Raw genomic sequence first — 24,695 nt, forward strand, 5'->3', positions numbered from 1 at the left:
TATTGCAGCGTATTGGGGTCATCACCTCCTTTTTTCGGGCGAACTCATGATGTTCGCGTTGTTAAATTGCTTGGTAAGCAGGCCATTGACCATTTTCATTTGCGCCGACACTATTTTGCCAGTTTGGGGCTAACTTGTTTTGTCAGGCTGGCAAAGCCGCCTTTGAGCACTTTGACATTGTCATAACCCAGATGACGCAGCGCCGTGCCAGCGGCCATGGCGCGAAGGCCAGATTTACACACTATCACCACAGGTTTATCGGTTGGGATCTTGGCGAGGTTTTCTGGGGTAAATAGCTCATTAAGACTAATATCGATTTGCTGGTTTATCCCTAAACCAAAGATGCCACGCTCTTCGGGGGTGCGAATATCGATGGCAAGCATGGGTTGGTTTGATTGAGCCAGCGTTATAAAGGCATCGGGACTCATTAGGCCAATGGCCTTACCCACGGTCGCGCCTTTGGCGTTGTTAAACTGCTGCTGATAGCTTTGGGCTAACTTGGCATCAAAGGCTTGTGCTTGGGCACTGAGGCCGAATGCAACGCAGATTAAGGCAATATTTAAGTACGATTTCATTGGATAGTGTTTCCTTTTATGTCGTGCCGGTGATGGCTAACCGGGCTAAGCTTGCGCATTATTACGACTGCAATTGGCGCTAACAGAGCGACGTTGGCAGTATTCCTTACAGATTTCACACTGTGTTTCATCTCGCAGACCCAGCGCGTTTTCGGCGATGAAAGGTGAGTTGGGCTGTAGATGAGTTGGGCTATTATGAGCTTAGGCATTTGGGGATATATTGAGCTTAATCACACTGCATTCGCCGATGATAAATCAAAAATTCTCAATTAATCAGTGGGTAATCCAGTGCTGGTTTTATAGTGTGTATCGGCAAAAATATGGTGTTTATCACTGCTTTTTGTTGTGCAGGGTAGAGACATATTTTGCCGATTTAGATGTTATAAAACCTAAAGCAGATATGCTGATGCTGAATATCAAGATTATTCAATTGTAAAAATGGCCCGCGATGACAAAACTGCGGCGTGAATGGCCATGAGGATATATGAGTGTGTCTATTGCTGAGGTGAGTTAATGCCGTCGGTGGAAGAATAGATTTGAAAGACGGGCTTGAAAGACTGGTTTTAAGGGCTGGCTTGAAGAATTAGCTTGCTGTATTAGTGGCTGGCGGTTGTCAGGGTTAAAAGGCGCAGCGTTAGGCCGCGCTCTTGGTCAATAACTCATGTCCCTAAATAGTGTGGTGAGCGCGTTTGATTGGCACCTTAACTCTTTGGTGGCGATTGAGGCGTTAAAACTGAGAAAAATCGACTTGTGGCAGGTGCTCAAATCCAGGTTTGGCAAACAGGTAGCCCTGCATTAGCTCAATACCAATATCACGCAGCCAAACCATCTCTTCGACAGTTTCTATGCCTTCGGCTAGGCAGGTGATGTTGAGCTCATTAAACATATTGAGGGTGTGTTTTACAATGGCTTGGCGCGCAATGTCTTGGTCGATATTACGGATAAGATCCATGTCGAGCTTAATGATATTGGTCTGGAAATTGGCTAATAAGCCCAGTCCGGCATACCCTGCACCAAAATCATCGATTGCGGTGATAAACCCCAGTGAGCGATAGTATTCGACTACACGTTGAACATGGTTGCTGTCTTCAATTTTTTCCACCTCGGTAAATTCAAACATGATTTTATTGGTGGGAAAGCCATACTCTTTGGCAGCAGCGAGGGTGGTGCGAATGCAGCGCTCGGGTTGATAAATGGCATTAGGTAAAAAATTGATGCTCAGCATAGAGTCGAGCTCAAGCTTAGAGGCCAAGGCAATGGCCTTTACCCGACACGCCTGATCGAAGGCGTAACGATTTTTTTCGGTGACTTGGGAGATAATAGAAAAGGCCGATTCATTATTTAAGCCGCGCACTAAGGCTTCATAGCCAAATATCTGCTGTTGCTTAATATTAATGATGGGCTGAAAGGCCATGGTAAAATCAAAGCATAACTGGGTGTTGTTGGCGCAGTTGCTACAAGAAAATTTGTCGAGATTAAAGTCTGAATTCAAAATGGTTTCTTCCACCAGACATCCCTTGTCAGGTCTAATTTATGGTTAGGTTAGTCGGTTTACTGTGCATCAACAAGTGGTTGAAAGTGATTACAGCACTTGGCGATCCGCTCGGTTGTTAGCCAGATAAAAAAAGTGAAGCTGAGCGCTTCACTTTTATCGGCCAAAAACCTTTTTACTGTATCAATTACTCGCCTTGTTCAACACCGGCGCGATTGATCAGAAATTGGGTTAACAAAGGCACTGGACGGCCAGTTGACCCCTTGTTTGCGCCACTGTTCCATGCTGTGCCTGCAACGTCGATGTGGGCCCAATTGTACTTTTTGGTAAAGCGTGACAGGAAACACGCCGCGGTGATAGCGCCAGCTGGGCGGCCACCTAAGTTGGTCATGTCGGCAAAGGGGCTTTCAAGGTGCTCTTGATACTCATCCCACAGTGGCATGCGCCATGCGCGGTCACCACTTTGCTCACCCGCATTAAGTAGCTCGTGTGCTAATGGGTTATGTGACGAAAACAGCCCTGAAGCATGCTTACCCAGTGCGATCACGCAGGCGCCCGTTAGGGTCGCGGTATCGATCACCAACTCTGGGTCGAAACGCTCAACGTAAGTCAGTACATCGCATAACACTAAGCGGCCTTCCGCATCGGTATTGAGTACCTCAACGGTTTGCCCCGACATGGTGGTTAAGATATCGCCCGGGCGGTAAGCATTGCTCGACGGCATGTTTTCACAGCCGGCTAAGATGCCCACTACATTGATAGGTAGCTTAAGCTCACATAAGGCTTTCATTGCGCCAATCACACCGGCTGCGCCGCCCATGTCGTACTTCATCTCATCCATGGCTTCGCCAGGTTTGAGAGAAATACCGCCAGAATCAAACGTAAGACCTTTACCTATCAATACGATAGGTTTTTCTGTGCTGTCGACCGACCCCTTATATTCCATGACCGTCATGACCGATTCGTTGTCGCTGCCACGACCGACGGCAAGGTAGGAGTTCATGCCCAGTTTGGCCATTTGCTCTTCACCTAGGGTGCTCACTTTTAAGGTGTCGTGGTGCTCGGCAATTTGACGTGCTTGTGAGGCAAGGTAAGCAGGGTTACAGATGTTAGGTGGCATATTGGCCACGTCGCGACACAGGTGCATCCCTGAAGAGACGGCCATGCCGTGTTCGATAGCCCGTTCGCCTAAGGTCAGTTCGCGGCGGGTAGGCACATTAAACACTAATTTGCGCAGCGGACGACGGGTTTCGCCTTTGCGAGTCTTGAGTGCATCGAAGCAGTACAAGCTGTTTTGGGTGGTTTCGACCGCTTCGCGGACTTTCCAGTAGGTATCGCGCCCTTTAACATGCAGCTCGGTTAAAAAGCACACCGCTTCCATCGAACCCGTTTCATTGAGGGTGTTAATGGTTTTGGTGATGATCTGCTTGTATTGGCGCTCATCGAGCTCGCGCTCTTTGCCACAGCCAACCAATAGTACGCGCTCACTTAGCACGTTAGGTACATGATGCAACAGTAGCATCTGTCCAGGTTTACCTTCTAAATCGCCACGGCGTAAAAGGTTACTAATATAGCCTTCACTGATTTTGTCGAGTTGCTCTGCAATACCAGATAGGCGTCTAGGTTCATAGACACCAACGACAATACAGGCTGACCGTTGTTTTTCTGGGCTGCCGCTCTTAACGCTAAACTCCATGAGCTCTCCTAGATTCTTAAAGACAAATTTTATTATTTATTAGATAATGTCTGCTTATGTCCAAATCGTCCCTAAAAAATGGTACACCGCTGTTAATTTTATGGGTGTTCTTCTGCCAAGTTTAGTTAAGGTTTGGTCACAAAACTACCAAAAGTAGACAGTCTACATGAAAAGTAGGCTGACACCAGCATAAATATAAGTTTAGGGACTGGATCCTGCCTGTGATTGTATTTAGATACTTGATTCGAGAAGTTTTAAAAGCGCAAATGGCGGTACTTTTAGTGCTGTTAGCTATTTTTATTAGCCAACATTTTGTCCGCGTACTTGCTGATGCATCCGAAGGAGAGTTTCCGGCCTCCTTAGTCATGACCCTGCTTGGCCTTAACCTGCCTTACCTTGCCGTACTTGTAGTGCCCTTAAGCCTGTTTTTGGGCATTTTGGTGGCCCATGGGCGCATGTATGCCGAAAGTGAAATGGTGGTGTTACATGGGGTCGGGGTAAGCGAATGGTATATCACCCGCGTCACTCTACTGCTGGCGCTAGCCAATATGCTGTTTACCGGCATATTATCGATTTATGTGACGCCTTGGGCCGAAGAGGCGCAAAATCGCGTGTTAGAACATGCCCAGTCTGAAGCGGGACTCGCGGCAATCACTCAAGGGCGTTTTCAAACCAGCCCCAATGGTCGAGCGGTATTGTTTGTTGAACGTATTGGCCGTGACAATCAACTAGATAAAGTATTTGTGGCCCAGTTACCTGATCCTGAGGATGATTCGGGGCAATCCAACATCGTTGTCGCTCATGGGGGCAGTGTGGTGGAAGATGAATCGGGCGCGCAAAGGCTCAAGCTAAACGAGGGCACTCAGTACCAAAATACTCCTAATCAACTCGACTATCAGTTGGTTGAATTTAGCGGGTATGAGATGCAGATTAAAGAGCAAGAGGTGGATCAGCGAAGGCGTAAGTTGTCGGCTTTGCCTATCGACCAATTGATGGCCACCGAAGGGGCGGGCGCCGTCGCCGAGTTCCATTGGCGTTTGGCCATTCCGTTGGCGATCCCCTTTATGACCTTAATTGCCGTGCCCATGGCGCGGGTTAATGTGCGTCAAGGTAAGTTTGCCAAGATGTTTCCGGCGATTTTACTTTACCTAGGTTATTTTGGTTTGATGATTGCCGGGCGTAAAGCACTCGAAGATGAGGTGATCCCGGCCTATTTAGGCATGTGGTGGATCCATGCGTCGGCGCTGTTGTTAGGCATATTGCTACTGGGTAAGGAACGACCTTTTGGCGCCAAACTTGCTGGCCTTCTAAGACGTAAGAAGGTGGCCGCATGAGAATTTTAGATTTCTATATCGCCCGCACCCTGATCACCACCTCGGCATTGTGCTTGCTGGTGCTTACCGGTTTGTCGGGCATTATTAAGTGGGTCGATCAACTGCGTGTCGTGGGGCGCGGCAGTTATTCCATGGTGGATGCAGGCATTTACGTGCTGTTTTTGATCCCTCGTGATATTGAGATGTTTTTCCCGATGGCGGTGCTACTCGGCGCGTTGATCGGCATGGGCATGCTGGCCTCTAACTCTGAGTTAGTGGTGATGCAGTCATCTGGTTTGTCACGCTTTCAAATTACCTTATCGGCGATGAAAACCGCGGTGCCACTGATGCTAATTGTGATGGCCTTGGGGGAATGGGGCGCACCCGTTGCCGAGCGTCACGCGAAAGAGTTGCAAGCGGTGAAAGTGTCTGGCGGTAGTCTGTTTAAATCCAGCCGTGGGATCTGGGCTAAAGATGGCGATCTATTTGTTAATATAGGTGAAATCCAAAGTATTGATAACCTACGTAATATTGTACTGTATGAGTTTGACGCCGAACTCAACCTGGTGCGCACGATTGCGGCAAAGCGCGGAGTCTATTCGGGCGATCATTGGCGCCTCTTGGATGTGCGTCAAACCTTGCTGGAACAAGATAGGGTGAGCTCGAGCAATTTAACCCTTTACCGCTGGGAATCGACGCTTACGCCAGATAAGCTTAGCGTGGTGTCGGTGAAACCCGAGGGCTTGTCTATCGAAGGCTTGGTGGATTATCTGGACTATTTAAAGATTAACAATCAAGATTCCGGTCGTTATGAACTGGCACTATGGCGTAAGGTGATGCAGCCAGTGACCGTGGCGGTAATGATGTTGGTGGCGCTGTCGTTTGTATTTGGGCCGCTGCGCACCGTGACCATGGGCGCCAGAGTGTTATTGGGGGTGATGGCCGGTTTCAGTTTTTATATCTGTAATGAGATATTTGGCCCCATGACCTTAGTGTATGGCTTACCGCCTATTCTTGGGGCGATAATGCCGCCTTTGATCTTCAGTAGCTTGGCGATTTACTACATTCGTAAATAAGGCTGAAAGGTTTAAGCTCGTTGCGCGAAAACCTAGCACCTAGCACAAAAAAGGACCATTGAATGGTCCTTTTTTGATGCTGGTGTTGAGGGTTATACCCCGTGCCAATTACGCAGTTGGTTGGCTTCTTTAGACAATACCACCACTTCAGAGCGGGTCATCATATCTTGCAGCGCGAGCTTGTCGCCATTGATTAAGATCCACAAATTACCTATGCCAAGCAGTGACCAGACTAAACGTGCGGTGGCGGTGATCACACTCAGGCTTTGGCCGTTAGGGTGTTGGATCTTCAGACGCCAAGCGCGCATGCCGAGGGTTTGGCCGCCGTAACTCCAAAACAGGACGTAAAACAGCCCTACACACAAGGCGATCCACAGCTGATACAGACCTTGATAAAGCGGGGTGCCGTTGAGCAGATCGGAGACATGATCAACACCTTGCATCGATAACATGCCGCTGGCGGTGAGTGCGATAAAGACACCAAAGCCGATGGCGCCAGCGATCATATATACCGCCACGGCCAGTAATAAGTCATAAACGATGGCCCCGAGGCGGCGAATAAATCCCGCCCGAGGAAAGTTAGCGTGTTCACTATTGGACATTTGAGTTCCTACATCTACAGGTTAGCTAGGGCTGTTATGGCTGCCATTAAGATCTGATTATTCGACTTCATCGCGAATAAAGTGAATTTTGGTAAAGCCAAAGCGCTCAAACTCTTTTAAGCGATAATCTTTTACCGCTTGTGAGCCTTTAGAGGTCATCGCCACTTGGGCTTCCATCGCATGATAACGGGTCAAATCGACCCCTTCGGCGGCTGCAACCGCTTCATACATGTCGTTATACTTGTCGTAAACGAAGTTGATCTCTTTGTACTGCTTGTTAAAGGTGTAACCGACTCTACGGGCCATATTGCTCTCTTAAATATGTAATTAACTAATTTTTCATCGACTTACAGACCCAGCTCAAGCTAACGGATACACCATATAGCAGGCGTCAGCGGGGTAGTCGTCGAGAGATTTGCTGATTATACGCGATTTAAAGCCTAATCGTTGCCAATATGTGTGAGCACCGCCCACGGCCACTAAAGAGATACTGGCCACATTGTGCTGTTTGGCGTTATCGATTAAGCGCTTAAAGATCTGTTCACCCGCGCCTAAACCTCTGGCCTTGGATGATAAGGCGATGTCGTGCAGATACAGGGTATTGCAGCGGCTAGGCTGAGTTACTACCTGCTCTAATGTTGGCGGCTGATCCAATTGCCATGGATGGGCGAGGCAATAGCCAATCAGTTGCTCGTTACGTTCGATGGCGTAGCAAGAGTCTGGTGACAGTTGTACCTTACTTTGCAGTGCCTGTAGCGATTCGGGTTCGATATTGGGGTAGCACTCATCTTGGATCTGCAGTATCGCGGGCCAGTCAGCGGCGTGAATAGGGCGGATAATCATGGCGGTTGTACTCTATGAGTCGCTTTCTTGTCAGTGGTGATTAATGTTGATGGTCTCACAGCTGGCTAGGCTAATCAATTTGGGCGTTATAAGCCGCCCCGTGATGGCAAGTACAGGGTGATCACGGTGCGACTATCTAGATGCCATTACCCCAGGAAAATTAGAGGTAGCGAGTCATTAAATGCTGCTTAAAGTGCGCCGGGTTTAGTGTCTCTCCAGTGGCGGCGATGACTAACTCATCAGTTGTCAGTAATGCGCCTTTCGACCAAATATGGTCCTGTAACCATTGGGTCACTAATGTCAGTTCGCCCGCGGCAATTAAGGCATCGATACTGCCAATTTGGTTTTGCATGCTGGCGCTAAATTGGGCTGCATACATGGCGCCTAAGCTATAGCTTGGGAAGTAACCCAGTTCACCCACTGGCCAGTGAATATCTTGCATACAGCCGTTGCGATAATCCCCCTGGGTGGATAGACCTAAGAGTGATTGCATCGAGGCATCCCAAAATTCGGGCAGATCGGCTACCGTTAAACGACCCTCAATCAGGCCTTTTTCCACCTCATAGCGCAACATGATATGGCAGGGATAAGTGACCTCATCGGCATCGACGCGAATGCGCCCCGGTGAGACTCGCGTGAGCCAATGTTGTAGCTCTAGTTCACTGAGCTGGCAGCCTAAATGGTGATTAATGCGTTGCAGTAATAGCGGCAATATGCCCGTGCCGCGCGCCATCTGCATCTCAAAAAATAGACTTTGGCTTTCATGTATCGCCATGGATCGTGCATTACCTGCGGGCTGGCCGCGCCACTCAAGGGGTAAGCCTTGCTCGTATCTGGCGTGGCCAGTTTCATGGATAGTGCTAAAGAGTGCTGTTAAAAAGTCATGCTCATCATAGCGGGTTGTGATGCGCACATCGCCCGGAACTCCGCCTGAAAAGGGGTGGCTGCTGGTATCGAGTCGGCCCTGCTTAAAGTCAAACCCCAGCAAGGTCATCACATCTAGATTGAGCGCTTTTTGCTGGGCGATTGTCGCGTGAGGCAGCGTCTTGGTCGGCCACTCTTGCTGCTTGGCTTGTACCTGCTGGATGAGCGAGGGTAACCAGGTTTTGAGGTCGCCAAACACGCGATCAATTTGCGCCATAGTGGTACCGGGCTCAAATTTATTCAGCAGCGCATCGTAGGGCGCAAGCTGCTGTGCCTCACCTAAGATCTGCGCCTCTTCTCGCACCAAGGCGATAACGGCTTCTAAATTTGGTTTAAATCCTTGCCAGTCGTTTTGTTGTCGCTGGGCGCGCCAGGCATGTTCACAAGTATAGGTTAATTGCGTTTTCGCCTGCACCAACTTGCCCGGCAGCGCGGTCGCTTGTAGCTGCTGATAGCGCATTTCACGCAGGTTAGCCTGTTGCGCGGCAGATAAGGGCTCGTCGGCCGCGCGGGCCAAGTGTTCCGCTAGGCTGGGGGCGGTTTTTAATGCATGAATGTGCAAGGCTAATTGCGCCATCGCTTCACCCCGCGCCTGACTGCCGCCCGCTGGCATCATGGTGGCTTGATCCCAGTCACCAAGGGCTTGTAAGTGCTCAAAATGATAGATGGTTTTAAACTGCTGGCACAGGGCATTGTAGTGTGATCTTGATGTCATGGGCTGTCTCGTTGGCTGGCTATCGGGGTTATTTTAGTTATTTGACGAGCAGGGCAAGCGCCGGCTGTCGATTATTAGGATAGAGCTTATAGGCCTTATGATGCTTAATTAAGCTGGCTTTTTTATTCCCCGCGCTGAGCAACAATTGATGCTCGGCGGCTAACTTAGCGAGCGCTTGTTCATCGCTGCGCACATAAAGGGTAATAGGTTTTAGTAATTTACCCTCGGCAATATCTTGCTCATATTGCTCCACTGAGATGATTAAGCTGTTGCGGCCATCGCTGTCGAGCTTGAGTTTGCCACTGACTTCGCAATCCACAATCACCAACCAGTCATCCTCGTTGAGAGAGTCGAGCATAGTTTGCAGCGATGCCCCAATGGTGTGGTTGTCCATCGCTGCGCGGTATTGCTGGTCGATACGAGCCAGTAACCCCGGCAGATTAGCTGCGGCGCCCATGCTACGTCCGTCGCGGATCCAGTGATTCAGATCGTCAGCCACCAGTTTTGAAAAACGGCGCTCCTTTAACGATTGCGCCATCCAACTGCAGATAAAGTGACTCTCGGCCGCGGCGGTTTTAAGGGCGTTGGGGCTGTCGGCGCGTGCAGCTAAAGCGGCCAGTCCTGCTTGCGCTAATTCAACGAGGGCTTGATTATAGGTTTGCTCTGTCATGGTTTCTCCGAGCACAAAAAAAGGGGGCAATTTGCCCGCCGAGTATACCTTATGTTGTCGCTAACGCCCTAGAGTGCGGTGATCACCCTGTGCTTGTTCGCGATAGCGAACGATGCTGAGGCTATTAGTGGCACGCGGCTTACGATGCATAATTAAGCGCGGTGCACAAAAAAGGCACCGTTAAGTGCCTTAATTGTTTAGTAAATAATTTTGTGACCGTACGTCGATTATTTTTGCTTCTTAATTTTAGCGTTTGCCGAGTTCTTCACTTTGACGCGGCGAGCGCCCATGTTCTTCTCAGCGATCACCTGCGCGCCCACATTGTCGCTACGCTGTTGCTTTTTAGCAAAGCTGCGACGTTTTTGCAGCTGTTTAATCAGCAGCTCACGACTGCCCACTTCGTAGCCCGGAATAGTGATGCGGCGGATCTTAGTGCCGATCAATTTTTCGATATCGGCTAAGGTGCGCTCCTCTTCACGGCTCACCAAAGAGATGGCGACGCCGCTGCGACCGGCACGGCCTGTACGGCCAATACGATGCACATAGTCTTCGGCGAGGAAGGGCAGATCATAGTTAACCACATATTCCAGCGCTGGGATGTCTAAGCCACGAGCGGCCACTTCGGTCGCAACCAATGCGCGTACCTTGCCCTCTTTAAATTCGCGCAGCGCACGGCGGCGATTGCCTTGGGCTTTTTCACTGTGGACCACGGCCGCAGGAATGCCGTCAAGGTTAAGTTCTTTCACTAAGGTGTCGGCCGCTTCACGGGTGGCGGTAAACACCAACACCTGTTGCCAGTTTTTCTTACCGATAAGCTCAGACAGTAACTCACGCTTGCGGCGTTGCTCTACCGGATAAACCACTTGGCTGACGGTTACCGCTGTGGTGTTTTGTTTGTCCACGCTGATAAGCTTTGGTTTAACCAACATTTCGTTAGCCAGTTGCTTAACGGCATTAGAGAAGGTCGCCGAGAACAACAGGTTTTGACGCTTGCTGTTTACTGCTTGTAAGATTTTTTGAATGTCGCTGATAAAGCCCATATCCAACATACGGTCGGCTTCATCGAGTACCAAAAATTCCACATTCGACAGGCTCAAGTTACAGGCTTGGATATGCTCGAGTAAGCGCCCGGGCGTGGCGACAATAATGTCGGCCCCTTTTTTCAGCTTTTGCGCTTGGGTATCCATCTTGACGCCGCCATAAATGGTCAGCACAGAGATAGGCAGATAGCGGCTGTACTCTTTGATATTGTCAGCCACTTGAGCCGCGAGTTCTCGGGTGGGCGCTAAAATTAAGGCGCGGGTGTTTGAGCGTTGGGTTTCGCTTGGCTTATCAACCATCTTTTGCAGTATCGGCAACGCGAAGGCTGCTGTTTTACCAGTACCGGTTTGTGCACTAGCCAGTACATCTTGACCACGGCGAATCGCTGGAATCGCTTGCTGCTGAATAGGCGTCATTTTTTGATAGCCACAATCGGAGATAGCACGCACAATCTCTGGAGCAAAACTAAAAGATTCAAATCTCATTGGGGTATCCTGTTTTTACCTATTCAACATATCGACAATATAACAATTTAGTTTGGTCTATTTAATCAGTAGAGAACGCATCGCTAGATTAATGACCGACGCCAAATGGCGGCCGCGGAGTATAGCAAAATTTTTGGTTAAAACCTGCACTTTTATTGTATTGGGGTAAGTGCGCTTAATAAAGTTCGAGCTTTGGATGTAATGCTAGGTAAGCCCTGAGTGAGTTTTTATCAGTAGAAATAAAAACAGCACCTAGATTCGGTGCTGTTTATCGATATTTTTTACAGAAAAGTTGTCATCACTTGAACGTAACTTAAATCGCTGCGGTTGCTTGTAATAGCCAAGCTAGCGCGTCACCTTGCATTAATGGTGATAAGGTGTCACGCACTCGTTGATGATAATCATTAAGCCAAGTGAGCTCCTGCGTTGTCAGCAACTGGCGCTCAACTAGGCGCGTATCAATGGGGATTAAGGTGAGCGCATCAAACTCATACATCTCTCGTTCAGCCCCAGCCAATGCTTGGCATGGACGAATGGCGACTAAGTTTTCGATGCGAATACCAAACGCATCGGCGCGGTAATATCCTGGCTCATTGGACAGTACCATGCCGGGCAATAAAGCCACATTGTTGCTGTTTTTACCGATCCGCTGTGGTCCCTCGTGCACACTTAAGAAGTGGCCGACGCCATGGCCGGTGCCATGATCATAATCGAAGCCGTGCTGCCACAGGTATTGGCGCGCAAAGCCATCGAGCTGTTGCCCTGTGGTGCCTTTAGGGAAGCGTGCTTGGTCAAGTGCGATATGGCCTTTAAGCACTAAGGTGAACATCTTACGCTGCTCATCGGTGACATCACCAATGGCGATAGTGCGAGTCACATCTGTGGTGCCATCGAGGTATTGCGCGCCAGAGTCGACCAGATAGAGACTGTTCATGCTCATCATAGCGGGCGTGCCATTGTTATGATTGTAATGGCACATCGCCGCATTCGCGCCAGCGGCCGAAATGGTATCGAAACTCGGCTCGCGATAGCGCGGGTCGGTTAGGCGAAAGCTTTCCAATTTATCGGCCAGTTGGCCTTCATCATAGAGACGTTTGGCGGCCACTTCGTTGTCTAACCACGCTAAAAATTGGCTGACGGCCACACCATCACGGATATGACTGGCGGTCATGCCGGCTAATTCTGCTGGGTTTTTCTGCGCCTTGGGTAAGGCGACCGGATCGTCACCTGTGATGAGCTTAGCGCCATGTTGCTCGGCAACCAGTTGCATCCAAGCGTTGGCGTTGTTGGGGTCAGCCAATAGCTTAACGCCATTGAGTTGGCTTAGCGCAGTTTCGAGTTCGCTTTCAGCGTTAAAGCTGACGCCTGCGCCTACGTGTTCGCTGATGCCTGCGGGCAGTTTATTGATGTCGGTAAATAACACCATATCGCCATTGGCATGCAGCAAAGCGGTGCCCAGTACCACAGGTAAGCGAGGCACATCGCGGCCACGAATATTCAGCAACCAGCAAAATGAGTCCAGTGCGGCGATAAGCGCCGCATCGGCGCCGGCTTGTTTAATCAATTGGCCAATGTGGATGCGCTTGTCGTGGCTGCTGGCCCCGGCGCTTTGTTGATCAAATAAAATGATCTCATGGGTCGATGCTGCAGGGCGATTATGCCAATGCCTGTCGATAGGGTTGTCGCTGACACAGACCAGCTCAATGCCTGCGCGTTCGAGCTGGGTCTTGGCATCTTGATACCAACTCAGTGAATGTAAGCGTGCATCGACGCCGACCTTAGCCCCGCTCGGCAGCTGTGTTATTAACCAGGGGATCTGCGGCGTGTCGGTGAGGCTTTGATATTGAAACAGCGTCTCATCGACTTGTTGTTTCACTTGCACTGTGTAACGGCCATCGACAAAGATGGCTGCGTGCTCTTTTAACACGATAGCCATACCGGCAGAGCCGGTGAAATGGGTTAACCAGTGTAAACGCTCGTTGCGTTCTGGCACATATTCGCCGAGGTATTCATCGGCTCGAGGGACGATAAAAGCATCGATATTAGCGGTCGTCATCTCGGCGCGCACGGCGCTAAGGCGTTCTGCAATCGGTTGGGTCATTATGGCTCCTGTTATTACCACAATCTTGTGGCGTCGGGCTTTAAGTGCAAGGATTATCGCAGTTGCTGGCGTGGGTTGGAAGTGCCGTTAAGGATTTGTACTAGATTGCAACGGCCATACTGGTTTATCTTGTATCGATAATAATGACAATAAGATAACTGACCAGGAAGTAAGCTAATGCCAAGAAATGTATGGGTATTAACCCTAGCGCAGGCGTTCGCCATGAGCGCCACGCCGATGATGATGTTGCTAGGGGGCTTAATTGGTGTCGAGCTGGCCCCAAGCGCCGCATTAGCGACGCTACCCATCGCCATGATGGTGATAGGCGTAGCGTTATCGGTAATTCCAGTGAGCCGCTTAATGCGCCGTTTTGGGCGTAAAACAGTGTTTATTTCGGGGGCATTGTTAGGCGCCTGCGCCGGTGTGGTTGCGGCGATTGCCACGCAGTTGCATTGGTTTGGCTTATTCTGTGTGAGCGGTTTTATGCTGGGCGCAGCCGGGGCGGTGGTGCAGCAGTATCGATTTGCGGCGATGGAGTCGGTGGCAGCCATTGATGGGGCTAAAGCCGCATCACGGGTGTTAGTCGGCGGGCTGGTGGCGGCGTTCTTTGGCCCCGAATTGGCAGTCTTAGGATCTGAGCTGATAAGCCAGCCTTATGTGGGCGCTTTTATCTTTTTAACCTTAGTGTGCCTAACCGCTGCGGTGATATTAAGCTTTTATGAAAACGTCGATGCGCCGATGGGGCGTCAGGTGGTTAAGCGCCGCGACGGTCGAGACTTAAAGCAGATCTTGTTGCAACCTCAGATTTGGACCGCCATCGGCGCGGCCACCATAGGTTATGGCATGATGAGTTTTATTATGACCGCGACACCACTGCATATGCACCATGTTGAGCACCATTCATTAGCCGATACTAAATGGGTTATCCAAAGTCACATTATTGCGATGTATTTCCCCTCATTATTCAGTGGTTATTTGATGTCAAAATTTGGCCCCAAACCTATGATGCTGGTGGGGCTTGCCGCCTATGGGATCACCATTGTGGTGGCTTTGCTGGGGCATGATCTGCTTAATTACTGGCTGGCACTGGTGTTACTCGGGATCGGTTGGAATTTTCTCTTTGTGGGTGGGACGGTACTGTTACCGCAATTTTATCATAGTGATGAGCGTTTTAAGGTGCAGTCCTTTAACGATGCTTTTGTTTTTAGCGCCCAAGCGGTGGCATCACTCAGCGCCGGCTGGGTGTTACATAATATGGGCTGGGAAGTGATGCTCGTGACCTGCATTCCGTTGATCGCCATGCATTTGTTGTTGATGGCGTGGGGGCGAATAACGGTAAGCAAAGAGCAGAAACTTGAGTTATAGCCTGAGCCTTAACGGGCTTATTGAACTTCTATTTATTAACCCTGAGTGGGCCAATCGCGGCGCACGATTTGCTATTTAATCACGGCTAAATTTTTGTATACTTTATGCCAAATAATCATCCCTTCATTTAATCAGATGAGTGGCGCTAACAGGTTAGCGCCGACGCATCAAAGGTAGTGTAATGACAATAACGACGACAAACGGTATAGGTGGTTCAACGCCGGCACAGGAATTGGCCAAGCTTGTTGATATGACTCAAGGGGTTGAGGCGATAGGCTACGCTGAATATCAGGCAAGAATTGCCAAGGCGCAGGCATTAATGCAAGCGCAGGGGATAGATGCCATCTACCTTAATGCGGGGACTAATCTGTATTATTTTACCGGCACGCGCTGGTATGCTAGCGAGCGCATGGTGGGGGCTATCTTACCGGCTAACGGTGCGTTGCAATATATCGCGCCGGCATTTGAATTATCGACCCTACTCGGCTTTATGGTGATTGAAGGCGAGGTGAATACTTGGCATGAAGATGAGAGCCCTTATGCCTTGTGCGCTAAGGTATTAGCGCAGATGGGCGTAGCGCAAGGTAAGGTCGGTATCGATGAATCTGCCGCCTTTTTTATCTTTGACGGTGTGCGTCAAGTGGCGCCGCATCTTGAGTATGTCAATGCTAAAACCATTACTGCGGGCTGCCGCATGATAAAATCGGCTCAGGAGTTAGCCCTGCTGCAACGGGCGAAAGAGATGACCTTAGCGGTGCACCAAGCGGCGGCGCGTATCTTATATGAAGGGATCACGGTAGCCGAGGTAGAAGCCTTTATCAACGACGCGCATAAGGCGGTCGGCATTGCTGCTGGCTCTTATTTTTGTATTGTACTCTTTGGTGAAGACACCGCTTACCCCCATGGAGTGAAATCGCCTAAGGCGTTAGCATTAAATGACACTGTGCTTATCGATACTGGTTGCCAGTTACATGGGTATAATTCAGATATTACTCGCACCTATGTGTTTGGCACGCCTAGTGCGCGCCAGCGACAGTTATGGCAGTTAGAGCAAGAGGCTCAGCTTGCGGCATTTGATGCGGCTCAAATTGGCGCGACCTGTGCTAGTGTCGATCGCGCCGCGCGTGATGTGCTGGAGGCCGCAGGTTTTGGCCCTGGATATGACGTGCCAGGGTTGCCACATCGTACCGGTCACGGTGTTGGACTCGATATCCATGAGTGGCCCTATTTGGTATTAAACGATCACACACCACTGGCAGCGGGAATGTGCTTTAGTAATGAGCCTATGCTGTGTGTGCCGGGTGAGTTTGGTGTGCGGCATGAAGATCACTTTTACATGACAGAGCAGGGCCCAGTATGGTTTACCGAGCCTGCTCACTCAATCGATAACCCATTTGGGTACTAGGGCCTGTTGATCTTTCAAGGTTGTTTTTGCAGCGAATTGCTGGGCATTTATACAAGGCAGAAGCTTTGTGGTGTAGTTGTTCTACATAAAAAGCTGAGAACGCAGTAGAAATGACCAACAAACGTTGCCCGAAGGGGTCGGCTAAAAACGTTTTACTCTTTGTTAAGTGAATTTTGCTTAGATGACTAGGCTGCAATCCACTCGCCTCAATTAAAACGTTTTTGTCTCGAACAAAATTCAACCAGCAAAGATCAACAGGCCCTAATGATTAATGCATAAAAAAACGCGCCTTGGGGGGCGCGTTTTTTGTTGAGCGAGCGTCGCTCTTGCGACTAGTTGTCGATACTGATGAGTTCAACATCAAAAATCAGTACCGAGCCGCCCTCAATTTTACCCGTTGCACGGTTGCCATAGGCGAGCGTGCTTGGGATAAAGAAACGATACTTGTCGCCAACACTCATCAATTGTACTCCTTCGGTCCACCCTTTAATCACCCGATTAAGCGGGAAAGCGATGGGCTCACCGCGCTCAACTGAGCTGTCAAAGACTGTGCCGTCGATTAAGGTGCCGTGATAATGCACCGTCACGGTATCGCTGGCTTTGGGATGGACGTTACCTTCTCCTTTAGCCAGTACTTGATATTGCAGGCCTGATAAGGTCTCGACCACGCCCGGTTGGTTTTTATTGTCGGCTAAAAATTTCTGGCCAATTTCGATATTTTTTTTGGCCGCTTTTTGGTTGTTCATGCTGCTGTAGAAGTAGAACAACACTCCAGCAATAACGACAACCGCTAATAACATTCTCATAGTCAATTCTTCTGGTTAACCCTGGCGCCATGATAACCAATCTCTTAGGCTAAATATAGCTATCTCATCGGTATAAACTATTGAAAATGGGTTACCTTAACCATTGCTTAAGCATGGCTTGGCCATTATCTGTCACCAGCCAGATAAGCAAGCTGCTGTTTAATAGCACCATTAGCCATAAGCCAAGACGAAAGGTCACTTTTTTAGATTTGTGCCTCAATGAATGTTGGCCGAGCAGGGCACCAGGCCAGCCACCAATGAGTGCTAAGAGTTGTAAACTATTTTCTTTGATGCGCCACTGCCCGGTTTGCGCCGCCTGTTTATCTTGGGCGTAAGCAAGGTACGTGATTAGGCTAACAAGGAGATAATAGAGTATTAAGCCAATAGGTAGGCGTTGCATTAGGCTGGCAAAGAACAGACCGCTAAACAAGGCGCCAATCAGCAGTAACCTAACCCCGAGTTGTCCACCAAAGCGAGAGGGGGCCTTGTGTTTATGCCGTTTAGCTTTGGTGTTAATCTTGCCTCTACGCTGATACACGGGCGCGCCCTTATCATCGACGATGAGGGCGCAGCTGCGCCCCTGCTTGTCTTTTGCTGTTTGGTAATGCAATTTAACACCGACTTTGGGCGCTGTAGCCTGCGCCCCTAAGCTACTGATATGGAGAAACAGTCGTTCGTTGCCATTATCGGGTTGAATAAAGCCATAACCCTTGTCGTTATTCCAATTAACGAGTGTGCCTGTTAGTGGTCTCAATGGGGTACCTACATCCTGTATGGGGTAATGAGGAAGCTAGCGCCTAAGCCGCCGCTTTTGGGGTGGGTTTGGCCGAGATCCACAGTTTGATATGTCCTTTTACAACGACAACATCATCTTGATCATAAGCGGTCACGGGCACCAATAGATCGCCCTCAACCCATTGCTCAGGTTGTACCACAGCTTCGCAGCGGATGTCACTGCCCGCCTTTGCGGTATAGTCGACACTCATCCCTTTGGGGATCCACCTTAGGTGCGCCGGAATAGAGGCCTCAGCCATTACCCCCATGGCCATTTCTAAGCCATTACAGATGGCGATAACATGCACGGTCTGAATATGATTGTGCACCGCCTTACGTTTTTTGATCAGGCATTGGCAGTAATTGGGGCGTAACTCGGTGATCAACGGGCGTATGGTGCCAAAATAGGGGGCCATGCGTGCCACCATGATTGAGAACAGCTTATTGCCAAGGGGGAGTTTGCTCAGCCTGTGGTAGAGGCGCATAACTTTGGTGGGTTTCTGTTTCATTATGAGTGTCTATGATTATATTTATCTGGTCTGATGAGTGCCTAGGTTAGCCTAATCACAATTAGTTAACAATAGGGGCTAGTTAACAATTGGGGCGCAGTAGAGCGGCCGCAGAGATGATTAAAACTGAATAAAACAAAGTTCATTTCCACTTGCTTCGTGAGCATGGGTATAATTCCCCACAGAGGCTCCAGAGCCTAAGCATTAATCATTAACATAAGGATTTTGAGTGAAATACCTGCTGACTTATTTAAAGGGCATGGCGATGGGCGCCGCCGACGTGGTGCCGGGCGTATCTGGCGGTACTATCGCGTTTATTACCGGAATTTTAGACACCCTACTGGAGAGTATCCGCCGCATTAACCCTAATCTGATTAAGCTCGTTCGTCAGCAGGGCATTAAGGCCGCGTTTGAACATATCAATGGCCCATTTTTACTCGCGGTATTCGGCGGTATTTTAACCAGTATCTTTACCTTGGCTAAATTGATCACCTATCTGCTGGTGGCTCACCCAATCCCTGTGTGGTCGTTTTTCTTCGGCCTGATCATTATCTCTGTGGTGCATATGTTAAAGCAGGTACAGGGTTTTAGTCTGGTGCGTTTGGCCTTGTTTGTAATGGGCGCTGTATTTGCGTGGGGCATCACCATGCTTAACCCTATCGCAATGGAGATGACCTACTTAAATGTCTTTATTGGCGGCTGTATTGCGATTTGCGCCATGCTGTTACCGGGGATCTCCGGCAGCTTTATTTTGCTGCTACTGGGCCTGTATACCTCGGTGCTGAGCGCGGCCAAGAATATCGATATCGCTGTGTTGGCGACCTTTGCGGCGGGCTGTATTGTTGGTTTGCTGTCATTTAGTCATCTCTTATCGGCATTACTGCGTAAGTATCATGACGCCACATTGATTTTTTTGACCGGTTTGATGCTGGGCACCTTAGGTAAAATTTGGCCATGGAAACAAGTGCTGACGTGGCGCACTAACTCCCATGGAGAACAAGTGCCACTGCTAGAGCAAAACTTATCACCCATGCAGTTTGAAGCCGTGACTGGCCAGCCATCACAGTTTATCTGGGCGCTTGTGGCCATGTGTACCGGTATCGCTTTGGTGTGGGCGCTGGAATACTTTGCGGGAAGGAAACGTTGAGTTAAAACATAAGCCGTTAGCCATTGTTGGCTCAATGGTAACAGTTTATCAGTGGAGCAAGGATGAGGCGTGTCATTACGCAACACTTTAACAATAGCGCTCAAGGTTAGCTTGAGCGCTAGGCCGACTTCGTTTAATAGGATTGAGTTAACCCGCTTGGCGTGAGTTGTCGGTGGTTTTTTTATCATAGTATTCGAACGGAAATACATTACGAATACGCTGGGTAATGCTATCCCCCACATTGGCCGAAACATGTAAGCGAACATCGCCCGCTTTTTCAGCGCGCACCACACAGGTAAGTTTTTCAGCCTTGGCGATCGCCCTGCATTCACGCAGGAACTTTTCGGGGATCTTGCCTTTGTGTTCAGTCAGGCGGCCCTGTTTAAAATGCATCTCAAATAGGGTGAGTCCCTTCTTACCGCTAAAAATAAGTTTATATACCAACATTAAACCGACAAGAATAAAGATAACTTTGAGTACTGTCGCTGTCATGCTAACTCCTTATTGCACTTTTTAATCAAGATACTCCCGCTGGCGGTTTTTTCATAGCGCTGCAGATCAACTTTTTAAAAGATGGCTATACTTATTTTTTCCTGCTTAGGTTGCCGCTTTTGCGGCGTACTTTGCCAATAGGTAGGGTTATGAGTAACACCAGTGGCGAGTGTGGATTGGTGGTTTACAGGGAGCGATTTACATCACTTAAGGATGACATGATGCAACTTTCTAATGCACGCCGCTGGGCGCAGTTATGTGAACAACAAGCCGAATTGGTAGAGCGTCTATCTACGACTTTTCCAGAGCGAAAACAGCATCATGAACAACTTGGGGGCGAGTGGCGTTTACTGGCCGATAAGATCCGTAATGGTGAAAGCCCTAAATTAACCGACTAGCGTTACTGGTGAATGTACTGAGTGAAAGATAAAAAACCGCCAAATGGCGGTTTTTTGATGGGCAATGAGTGCAGTGCTGCACTTCATATCAGGTTAAGCGCTTAAAAAGCGTAACTTGCCGAGACTAAGAAAGTACTGTCATTACGGAAGCTGCCTTCATCAAATTGGTACTCGCTATCGATATCGTTATCTAACCAAGCGGCAGATAAGCCGATGCCAGCAAGCTCTGTTGAGACACCAATTGAGTAGTCAACATATTTACCCATATCATCATCTGGCGCATCACCAAAGTTGTAGCCTACATGCAAGTCTAGGCTCCAGTTGTCGGCGAATTCCCAGCCGTAGTTGAGTTCAGTGTAGTGGTAGTCTAAGTCACTTCCGCCGTAGTCATTGGTGTACCAATAGGCTGCATGAAAGTCGGCAAAATAGAAACCGACTGAGCCTTCAAGGTAATCTTGTGAGACATCATCACCTGGGTAGGTGTAGTAGAGTAAAGTCACGTCATACTCGACTTCTTCACCAATGGCTCCAGCGTAGCCCGCATAGAGATCGACCTCTATGTCGGCGCCATTACCATCTTCTGGATCATCAAAATCAACATTACTGCCCCAAGCGCCTACAAAGAAGCCGCTGTCCATGCTGTAATCGATACCAGCTTGTATGGCAAAATCGCCAGCCGATTGTGACACGCCACGAAAGCGGTAGTCGTTTGTAACACTCACTTCGCCAGACACTTCAGCGTGCGCTATTGGTGAGAGTAGCGCTGCTGTTAAGGTCAAAGCCGCCGCTTGGGCAATCCGTTTCTTATTAAATTTTTTATGCACGGTAATTTCTCCATTTCACTTTGTTGACATGGGTATTTTTAAACGAGTAAAAATACCAAATTTAGCCAAACAACAGCTGCTATTGCTGAGACATCATGGCGATTACTCACAATCGAACTCAGTTACTTCGGTTCAAAAATGACGTAAATTTTTCTACATTGTTCAATCACTTTCCACACGCCAGAGAAGCCTGCTGGGATCACAAAACGATCGCCTTTGATCACGGTTATGCTATTGCCTAGGCTGTCGGTGATCTCGCTGCTACCCGCTAAAATTTCGCAATATTCGTGCTCAGTGTAATTGACCTTCCAACTGCCTTTTTCACCTTGCCATACACCCGTGTGAAACTGATCGCATGGGCTGGAATAATGATTTTCAAGCTGTTGTTTTGGGTCGCCAGAGAGCACTTTTTCTTTGGCTACATCATAGTGCTCAACCTGAGTGCTATGTAGAGCAAGATTTATGATGGCATCGACTTGTTTTGTCATTACATCTCCAATGGTTAAACATATACAGGTGCAGCGAGAACTGCACCCTTTTTTTAATTGTTTTATAGGTTTATTTCATTGTTGGCATAACAAATTCAGCCTGCGCTTCTTTCGGTTTAGGCCAGCGAGCGGTGATCGCTTTACGCTTGGTATAAAAACGTACGCCATCGGGGCCATGCATGTGCAGTGGTCCAAATAAAGAGCGTTTCCAGCCGCCAAAACTATGGAATGCCATTGGCACAGGGATCGGCACATTGACACCGACCATGCCCACCTGAACGTGGTGACAGAAATGGCGCGCCGCTTCGCCGCTTTGGGTAAAGATGGCGGTGCCGTTACCAAACTCATGATCGTTGATCAGCTGTAGGGCTTGGGCATAATCTTTAACGCGCACAATGGCCAGTACTGGGCCAAAGATCTCCTCTTTATAAATGGTCATCTCCGGTGTGACGTGGTCAAACAGGCAGCCCCCGAGGAAATAACCCTGCTGGTGATCGGCAACGCTCAATTGACGGCCATCGGCAAGCAGTGTCGCGCCTTCGGCCACACCGATATCGACATAGCTGCGAACCTTATCAAGATGCTGCGCCGACACGAGCGGCCCCATATCCATATCGGCTTCTAGACCATTACCCACTCGTAACGCCTTAATTTGCGGCAGCAGTTTGTCGACTAATGCATCCCCGGCATCACCTACAGCGAGTACCACCGAAATGGCCATGCAGCGCTCTCCTGCTGAGCCGTAGGCCGCGCCCATCAATGCGCTTACCGCTTGGTCAAGATCGGCATCTGGCATCAATAACATGTGATTTTTAGCGCCGCCCAAGGCTTGGACGCGCTTGCCATGTTTCGAGGCAGTTTCATAGATATATTGCGCAATAGGGGTTGAACCCACAAAGCTGACCGCCTGAACATCTTGATGGGTTAACAGGGTATCGACCGCCTCTTTATCGCCATTGACGACATTAAATACGCCATCAGGTAAACCCGCTTCGCTAAGCAGTTCGGCCATGCGCATCACTGAGCTGGGATCTTTTTCTGACGGCTTCATGATAAAGGTGTTGCCTGCGGCGATGGCGATTGGGAACATCCACATGGGCACCATGACAGGGAAGTTAAAGGGGGCAATGCCGGCCACCACACCTAAGGATTGATTGAGTGTCCATGCATCGACGCCACCACCGACTTGCTCGGTATGCTCGCCTTTTAACAGGTGGGGGATACCACAGGCAAATTCGACCACTTCCAAACCACGGATGATTTCGCCCTTGGCGTCATCGAGTACTTTGCCGTGTTCGCGGGTGATCATCGCCGCGAGTTCATCCATATTGGCTTCGACTAAGGCTTTAAACTTAAATAAGATGCGTGAGCGATTCAGCGGCGTCATCTGTGACCAAGGGCCATGGGCTTTCTTCGCCAGCTCAATGGCGCCGGCCACTTCTGCAGCGCTGGCTAACGAGACACTGGCTTTTTGTTCGCCAGTGGCGGGTTCAAATACGGCGCTTGAGCGCTCACTCTGGTTACTGTGCTGTCCGTTGATGTAATGGTTTATCTGTTGCATAACACTGGTATTCCTAAAAAATGGGATAAAATGGATTCGATGGACGCTGGCCTATTAGCCCACCGCAGTAATGGCATCACTGAGCGTATTGACCATGTGGTCTATCTGCTGTTTATCGACAATCAGTGGCGGTGACAGGGCGATAATATCGCCAGTCGCTCTGACTAAGGTGCCGTTATTGAAGCAGGTTTCAAAAATGCCAAAGCCACGTTTGCCTATGCCTTTTTCGCTTGGACTAAATTGCAGACCAGCGACAAGGCCGGTATTGCGAATGTCGATAAGATTGGGCAGCCCTTTTAAGCTATGCACCGCCTGTTCAAAATAATCTTCAAGTGAGCGCGAGCGAGCAAAGAGTTGCTCCTCTTGATAAATATCGAGCGTGGCTAATGCCGCAGCCGCAGCTACTGGGTGGCCTGAGTAGGTGTAGCCATGGAACAGCTCAATGGCACCTTCAGGTGCATCCATGCTGGCATCATAAATCGCATCATCAATCAGCACCGCGCCCATGGGAATGGTGCCATTATTGAGTGCTTTTGCCGTGGTGATCATGTCGGGTTTGACATCCCAGCGCTGGCTGGCAAAGGCATCGCCTACGCGGCCAAAACCGGTGATCACTTCATCAAAAATTAATAAGATGCCATGCTTTTTAGTGATTTCACGTAGCCGTTTAAGGTAACCCTGTGGCGGTAAAATCACCCCTGCAGAGCCTGACATTGGCTCGACAATCACAGCCGCGATATTTTCAGCACCATGCAAGGTAACCAATTGCTCTAAGACATCGGCTTTTTCTGCTCCGGTTTCGGGCAGCCCTTTACAAAAGGCATTGGTGTTGATGTCTAGGGTGTGGGGCAGGTGATCGACCCCTTGCAGTAATTGCTGGCTAAAGGTACGGCGGTTACCGCCGATGCCGCCGACGGAAATCCCACCAAAGCCGACGCCATGGTAGCCCAACTCTCGTCCGATAAAGCGGGTGCGAGTGGCTTCACCTCGGGCACGGTGATAATTGAGGGCAATCTTCAATGCCGTATCTACTGACTCAGAGCCTGAGTTGGTAAAGAACACTTTATTGATGCCAGCGGGCGCGATATCGGCAAGGCGCTCGGCTAGCTGGAATGCCAGAGGATGGCCCATCTGAAACGAGGGGGCGTAATCCATTTCGTGGATCTGTTTGCTCACCGCCTCAGAAATCGCCTTGCGGCCATGTCCTGCGTTGCAACACCACAGGCCAGCAGTTCCGTCGAGCACGGCACGGCCGTGCACATCGGTGTAATACATACCTTCTGCTTGAGCAAGTAATCGCGGGCTTTGTTTAAACTGCCTATTGGCGGTAAATGGCATCCAATAGTGGTCGAGTGTTTGCCCTGTCTTATTATCGTGTTCCATATCATTTACC

General features: G+C 49.4%; 24 protein-coding genes. 6 read left to right on the top strand and 18 right to left on the bottom strand.

The genetic code is table 11. The features are described from left to right. Positions 1-110: 110 nt before the first annotated feature. The 3 genes from AC5YBX_RS03685 to pepA form a co-directional block, all read right to left on the bottom strand. Positions 111-575, bottom strand: a complete 465-nt coding sequence (locus tag AC5YBX_RS03685) for a rhodanese-like domain-containing protein (RefSeq protein ID WP_475515973.1) — start codon at positions 573-575, stop codon at positions 111-113. 727 nt (positions 576-1,302) lie between these two features. Beyond that, positions 1,303-2,082, bottom strand: coding sequence for an EAL domain-containing protein (locus AC5YBX_RS03690; protein WP_475515974.1), 780 nt, complete (start codon positions 2,080-2,082; stop codon positions 1,303-1,305). Between the two features lie 172 nt (positions 2,083-2,254). Then, positions 2,255-3,763 carry a leucyl aminopeptidase gene (gene pepA / locus AC5YBX_RS03695; protein WP_475515975.1) on the bottom strand — a complete coding sequence of 503 codons (1,509 nt, stop codon included), beginning with the start codon at positions 3,761-3,763 and terminating at the stop codon, positions 2,255-2,257. Between the two features lie 221 nt (positions 3,764-3,984). Here pepA and lptF point away from each other — a divergent pair, with 221 nt between their 5' ends. Further along, positions 3,985-5,097: an LPS export ABC transporter permease LptF gene (gene lptF / locus AC5YBX_RS03700; RefSeq protein WP_494519941.1), complete on the top strand. Its 1,113-nt coding sequence runs from the start codon at positions 3,985-3,987 to the stop codon at positions 5,095-5,097. Continuing rightward, a complete protein-coding gene (lptG, locus tag AC5YBX_RS03705; protein ID WP_475515977.1) occupies positions 5,094-6,152 on the top strand; it encodes an LPS export ABC transporter permease LptG in 1,059 nt (352 codons plus the stop codon). The genes lptF and lptG overlap by 4 nt, the downstream gene beginning before the upstream one ends. Positions 6,153-6,244: 92 nt before the next feature. On the opposite strand, the gene AC5YBX_RS03710 is transcribed toward lptG, so the two are convergent. From AC5YBX_RS03710 to AC5YBX_RS03740, 7 genes are all read right to left on the bottom strand, one after another. Beyond that, positions 6,245-6,754, bottom strand: a complete 510-nt coding sequence (locus AC5YBX_RS03710; protein ID WP_494524381.1) for an RDD family protein — start codon at positions 6,752-6,754, stop codon at positions 6,245-6,247. 57 nt (positions 6,755-6,811) lie between these two features. Continuing rightward, a complete protein-coding gene (locus AC5YBX_RS03715) occupies positions 6,812-7,060 on the bottom strand; it encodes a DUF2960 domain-containing protein (protein ID WP_110456014.1) in 249 nt (82 codons plus the stop codon). Positions 7,061-7,114: 54 nt separating this feature from the next. Continuing rightward, on the bottom strand, positions 7,115-7,597 hold the full coding sequence (locus tag AC5YBX_RS03720) for a GNAT family N-acetyltransferase (protein WP_475515979.1): 483 nt from the start codon (positions 7,595-7,597) through the stop codon (positions 7,115-7,117). Between the two features lie 160 nt (positions 7,598-7,757). Then, complete coding sequence (locus AC5YBX_RS03725; RefSeq protein ID WP_494524382.1) at positions 7,758-9,236, bottom strand: carboxypeptidase M32; 1,479 nt, start codon at positions 9,234-9,236, stop codon at positions 7,758-7,760. 37 nt (positions 9,237-9,273) lie between these two features. Next, positions 9,274-9,906 carry a DUF2913 family protein gene (locus tag AC5YBX_RS03730; protein ID WP_475515981.1) on the bottom strand — a complete coding sequence of 211 codons (633 nt, stop codon included), beginning with the start codon at positions 9,904-9,906 and terminating at the stop codon, positions 9,274-9,276. Between the two features lie 227 nt (positions 9,907-10,133). Next, positions 10,134-11,432, bottom strand: a complete 1,299-nt coding sequence (locus tag AC5YBX_RS03735; protein ID WP_475515982.1) for a DEAD/DEAH box helicase — start codon at positions 11,430-11,432, stop codon at positions 10,134-10,136. Positions 11,433-11,745: 313 nt separating this feature from the next. Continuing rightward, the gene (locus tag AC5YBX_RS03740) at positions 11,746-13,533 is read right to left on the bottom strand and encodes an aminopeptidase P family protein (RefSeq protein ID WP_494524383.1); all 1,788 of its coding nucleotides are present in this window, start codon (positions 13,531-13,533) and stop codon (positions 11,746-11,748) included. A gap of 177 nt (positions 13,534-13,710) precedes the next feature. Between AC5YBX_RS03740 and AC5YBX_RS03745 the strand changes: the two genes are divergently transcribed. Then, a complete protein-coding gene (locus AC5YBX_RS03745) occupies positions 13,711-14,898 on the top strand; it encodes an MFS transporter (RefSeq protein WP_494519937.1) in 1,188 nt (395 codons plus the stop codon). Positions 14,899-15,079: 181 nt separating this feature from the next. Next, positions 15,080-16,303 (top strand): M24 family metallopeptidase, encoded by a 1,224-nt coding sequence (locus AC5YBX_RS03750; RefSeq protein ID WP_494519936.1) that lies wholly within the window; start codon positions 15,080-15,082, stop codon positions 16,301-16,303. 332 nt (positions 16,304-16,635) lie between these two features. Here AC5YBX_RS03750 and bamJ read toward each other — a convergent pair whose 3' ends face one another. The 3 genes from bamJ to AC5YBX_RS03765 all read right to left on the bottom strand — a co-directional run bounded on the left by bamJ (position 16,636) and on the right by AC5YBX_RS03765 (position 18,392). Further along, positions 16,636-17,109 carry a BamJ family beta-barrel-assembly machinery protein gene (bamJ, locus tag AC5YBX_RS03755; RefSeq protein WP_494519935.1) on the bottom strand — a complete coding sequence of 158 codons (474 nt, stop codon included), beginning with the start codon at positions 17,107-17,109 and terminating at the stop codon, positions 16,636-16,638. Positions 17,110-17,200: 91 nt separating this feature from the next. Further along, entirely contained in the window at positions 17,201-17,863 is a 663-nt protein-coding gene (locus tag AC5YBX_RS03760; protein WP_494524384.1) for a DUF1294 domain-containing protein, read from the bottom strand. Positions 17,864-17,906: 43 nt separating this feature from the next. Beyond that, positions 17,907-18,392, bottom strand: coding sequence for a hotdog fold domain-containing protein (locus AC5YBX_RS03765; protein ID WP_494519933.1), 486 nt, complete (start codon positions 18,390-18,392; stop codon positions 17,907-17,909). A gap of 229 nt (positions 18,393-18,621) precedes the next feature. Between AC5YBX_RS03765 and AC5YBX_RS03770 the strand changes: the two genes are divergently transcribed. Continuing rightward, the gene (locus AC5YBX_RS03770) at positions 18,622-19,539 is read left to right on the top strand and encodes a polyprenyl-phosphate transporter (RefSeq protein WP_494519932.1); all 918 of its coding nucleotides are present in this window, start codon (positions 18,622-18,624) and stop codon (positions 19,537-19,539) included. A gap of 147 nt (positions 19,540-19,686) precedes the next feature. Here the strand turns inward: AC5YBX_RS03770 and AC5YBX_RS03775 are convergent, their stop codons facing one another. Next, a complete protein-coding gene (locus AC5YBX_RS03775) occupies positions 19,687-20,031 on the bottom strand; it encodes a DUF3634 family protein (protein WP_475515989.1) in 345 nt (114 codons plus the stop codon). Between the two features lie 218 nt (positions 20,032-20,249). On the opposite strand from AC5YBX_RS03775, the gene AC5YBX_RS03780 reads away from it, so the two are divergent. Next, complete coding sequence (locus AC5YBX_RS03780) at positions 20,250-20,429, top strand: hypothetical protein (RefSeq protein ID WP_494519931.1); 180 nt, start codon at positions 20,250-20,252, stop codon at positions 20,427-20,429. 101 nt (positions 20,430-20,530) lie between these two features. Here AC5YBX_RS03780 and AC5YBX_RS03785 read toward each other — a convergent pair whose 3' ends face one another. From AC5YBX_RS03785 to aptA, 4 genes are all read right to left on the bottom strand, one after another. Next, a complete protein-coding gene (locus AC5YBX_RS03785; protein WP_475515991.1) occupies positions 20,531-21,253 on the bottom strand; it encodes a TorF family putative porin in 723 nt (240 codons plus the stop codon). Positions 21,254-21,375: 122 nt separating this feature from the next. After that, on the bottom strand, positions 21,376-21,741 hold the full coding sequence (locus AC5YBX_RS03790; RefSeq protein ID WP_494524385.1) for a cupin domain-containing protein: 366 nt from the start codon (positions 21,739-21,741) through the stop codon (positions 21,376-21,378). Positions 21,742-21,811: 70 nt separating this feature from the next. Next, positions 21,812-23,302: a CoA-acylating methylmalonate-semialdehyde dehydrogenase gene (locus AC5YBX_RS03795; protein ID WP_475515993.1), complete on the bottom strand. Its 1,491-nt coding sequence runs from the start codon at positions 23,300-23,302 to the stop codon at positions 21,812-21,814. Between the two features lie 54 nt (positions 23,303-23,356). Next, the gene (gene aptA / locus AC5YBX_RS03800) at positions 23,357-24,685 is read right to left on the bottom strand and encodes an omega-aminotransferase AptA (RefSeq protein WP_475515994.1); all 1,329 of its coding nucleotides are present in this window, start codon (positions 24,683-24,685) and stop codon (positions 23,357-23,359) included. Between the last annotated feature and the right edge of the window lie 10 nt (positions 24,686-24,695).

The organism is Shewanella sp. 492, from assembly GCF_059338445.1.

Bases quoted from the DNA above. Each gene is read 5' to 3' on its own strand.
- AC5YBX_RS03685 (WP_475515973.1), bottom strand. From the start codon at position 575: ATGAAATCGTACTTAAATATTGCCTTAATCTGCGTTGCATTCGGCCTC.
- pepA (WP_475515975.1), bottom strand. From the start codon at position 3,763: ATGGAGTTTAGCGTTAAGAGCGGCAGCCCAGAAAAACAACGGTCAGCC.
- lptG (WP_475515977.1), top strand. From the start codon at position 5,094: ATGAGAATTTTAGATTTCTATATCGCCCGCACCCTGATCACCACCTCG.
- AC5YBX_RS03710 (WP_494524381.1), bottom strand. From the start codon at position 6,754: ATGTCCAATAGTGAACACGCTAACTTTCCTCGGGCGGGATTTATTCGC.
- AC5YBX_RS03715 (WP_110456014.1), bottom strand. From the start codon at position 7,060: ATGGCCCGTAGAGTCGGTTACACCTTTAACAAGCAGTACAAAGAGATC.
- AC5YBX_RS03720 (WP_475515979.1), bottom strand. From the start codon at position 7,597: ATGATTATCCGCCCTATTCACGCCGCTGACTGGCCCGCGATACTGCAG.
- AC5YBX_RS03725 (WP_494524382.1), bottom strand. From the start codon at position 9,236: ATGACATCAAGATCACACTACAATGCCCTGTGCCAGCAGTTTAAAACC.
- AC5YBX_RS03730 (WP_475515981.1), bottom strand. From the start codon at position 9,906: ATGACAGAGCAAACCTATAATCAAGCCCTCGTTGAATTAGCGCAAGCA.
- AC5YBX_RS03735 (WP_475515982.1), bottom strand. From the start codon at position 11,432: ATGAGATTTGAATCTTTTAGTTTTGCTCCAGAGATTGTGCGTGCTATC.
- AC5YBX_RS03740 (WP_494524383.1), bottom strand. From the start codon at position 13,533: ATGACCCAACCGATTGCAGAACGCCTTAGCGCCGTGCGCGCCGAGATG.
- AC5YBX_RS03745 (WP_494519937.1), top strand. From the start codon at position 13,711: ATGCCAAGAAATGTATGGGTATTAACCCTAGCGCAGGCGTTCGCCATG.
- AC5YBX_RS03750 (WP_494519936.1), top strand. From the start codon at position 15,080: ATGACAATAACGACGACAAACGGTATAGGTGGTTCAACGCCGGCACAG.
- bamJ (WP_494519935.1), bottom strand. From the start codon at position 17,109: ATGAGAATGTTATTAGCGGTTGTCGTTATTGCTGGAGTGTTGTTCTAC.
- AC5YBX_RS03765 (WP_494519933.1), bottom strand. From the start codon at position 18,392: ATGAAACAGAAACCCACCAAAGTTATGCGCCTCTACCACAGGCTGAGC.
- AC5YBX_RS03775 (WP_475515989.1), bottom strand. From the start codon at position 20,031: ATGACAGCGACAGTACTCAAAGTTATCTTTATTCTTGTCGGTTTAATG.
- AC5YBX_RS03780 (WP_494519931.1), top strand. From the start codon at position 20,250: ATGATGCAACTTTCTAATGCACGCCGCTGGGCGCAGTTATGTGAACAA.
- AC5YBX_RS03790 (WP_494524385.1), bottom strand. From the start codon at position 21,741: ATGACAAAACAAGTCGATGCCATCATAAATCTTGCTCTACATAGCACT.
- AC5YBX_RS03795 (WP_475515993.1), bottom strand. From the start codon at position 23,302: ATGCAACAGATAAACCATTACATCAACGGACAGCACAGTAACCAGAGT.
- aptA (WP_475515994.1), bottom strand. From the start codon at position 24,685: ATGGAACACGATAATAAGACAGGGCAAACACTCGACCACTATTGGATG.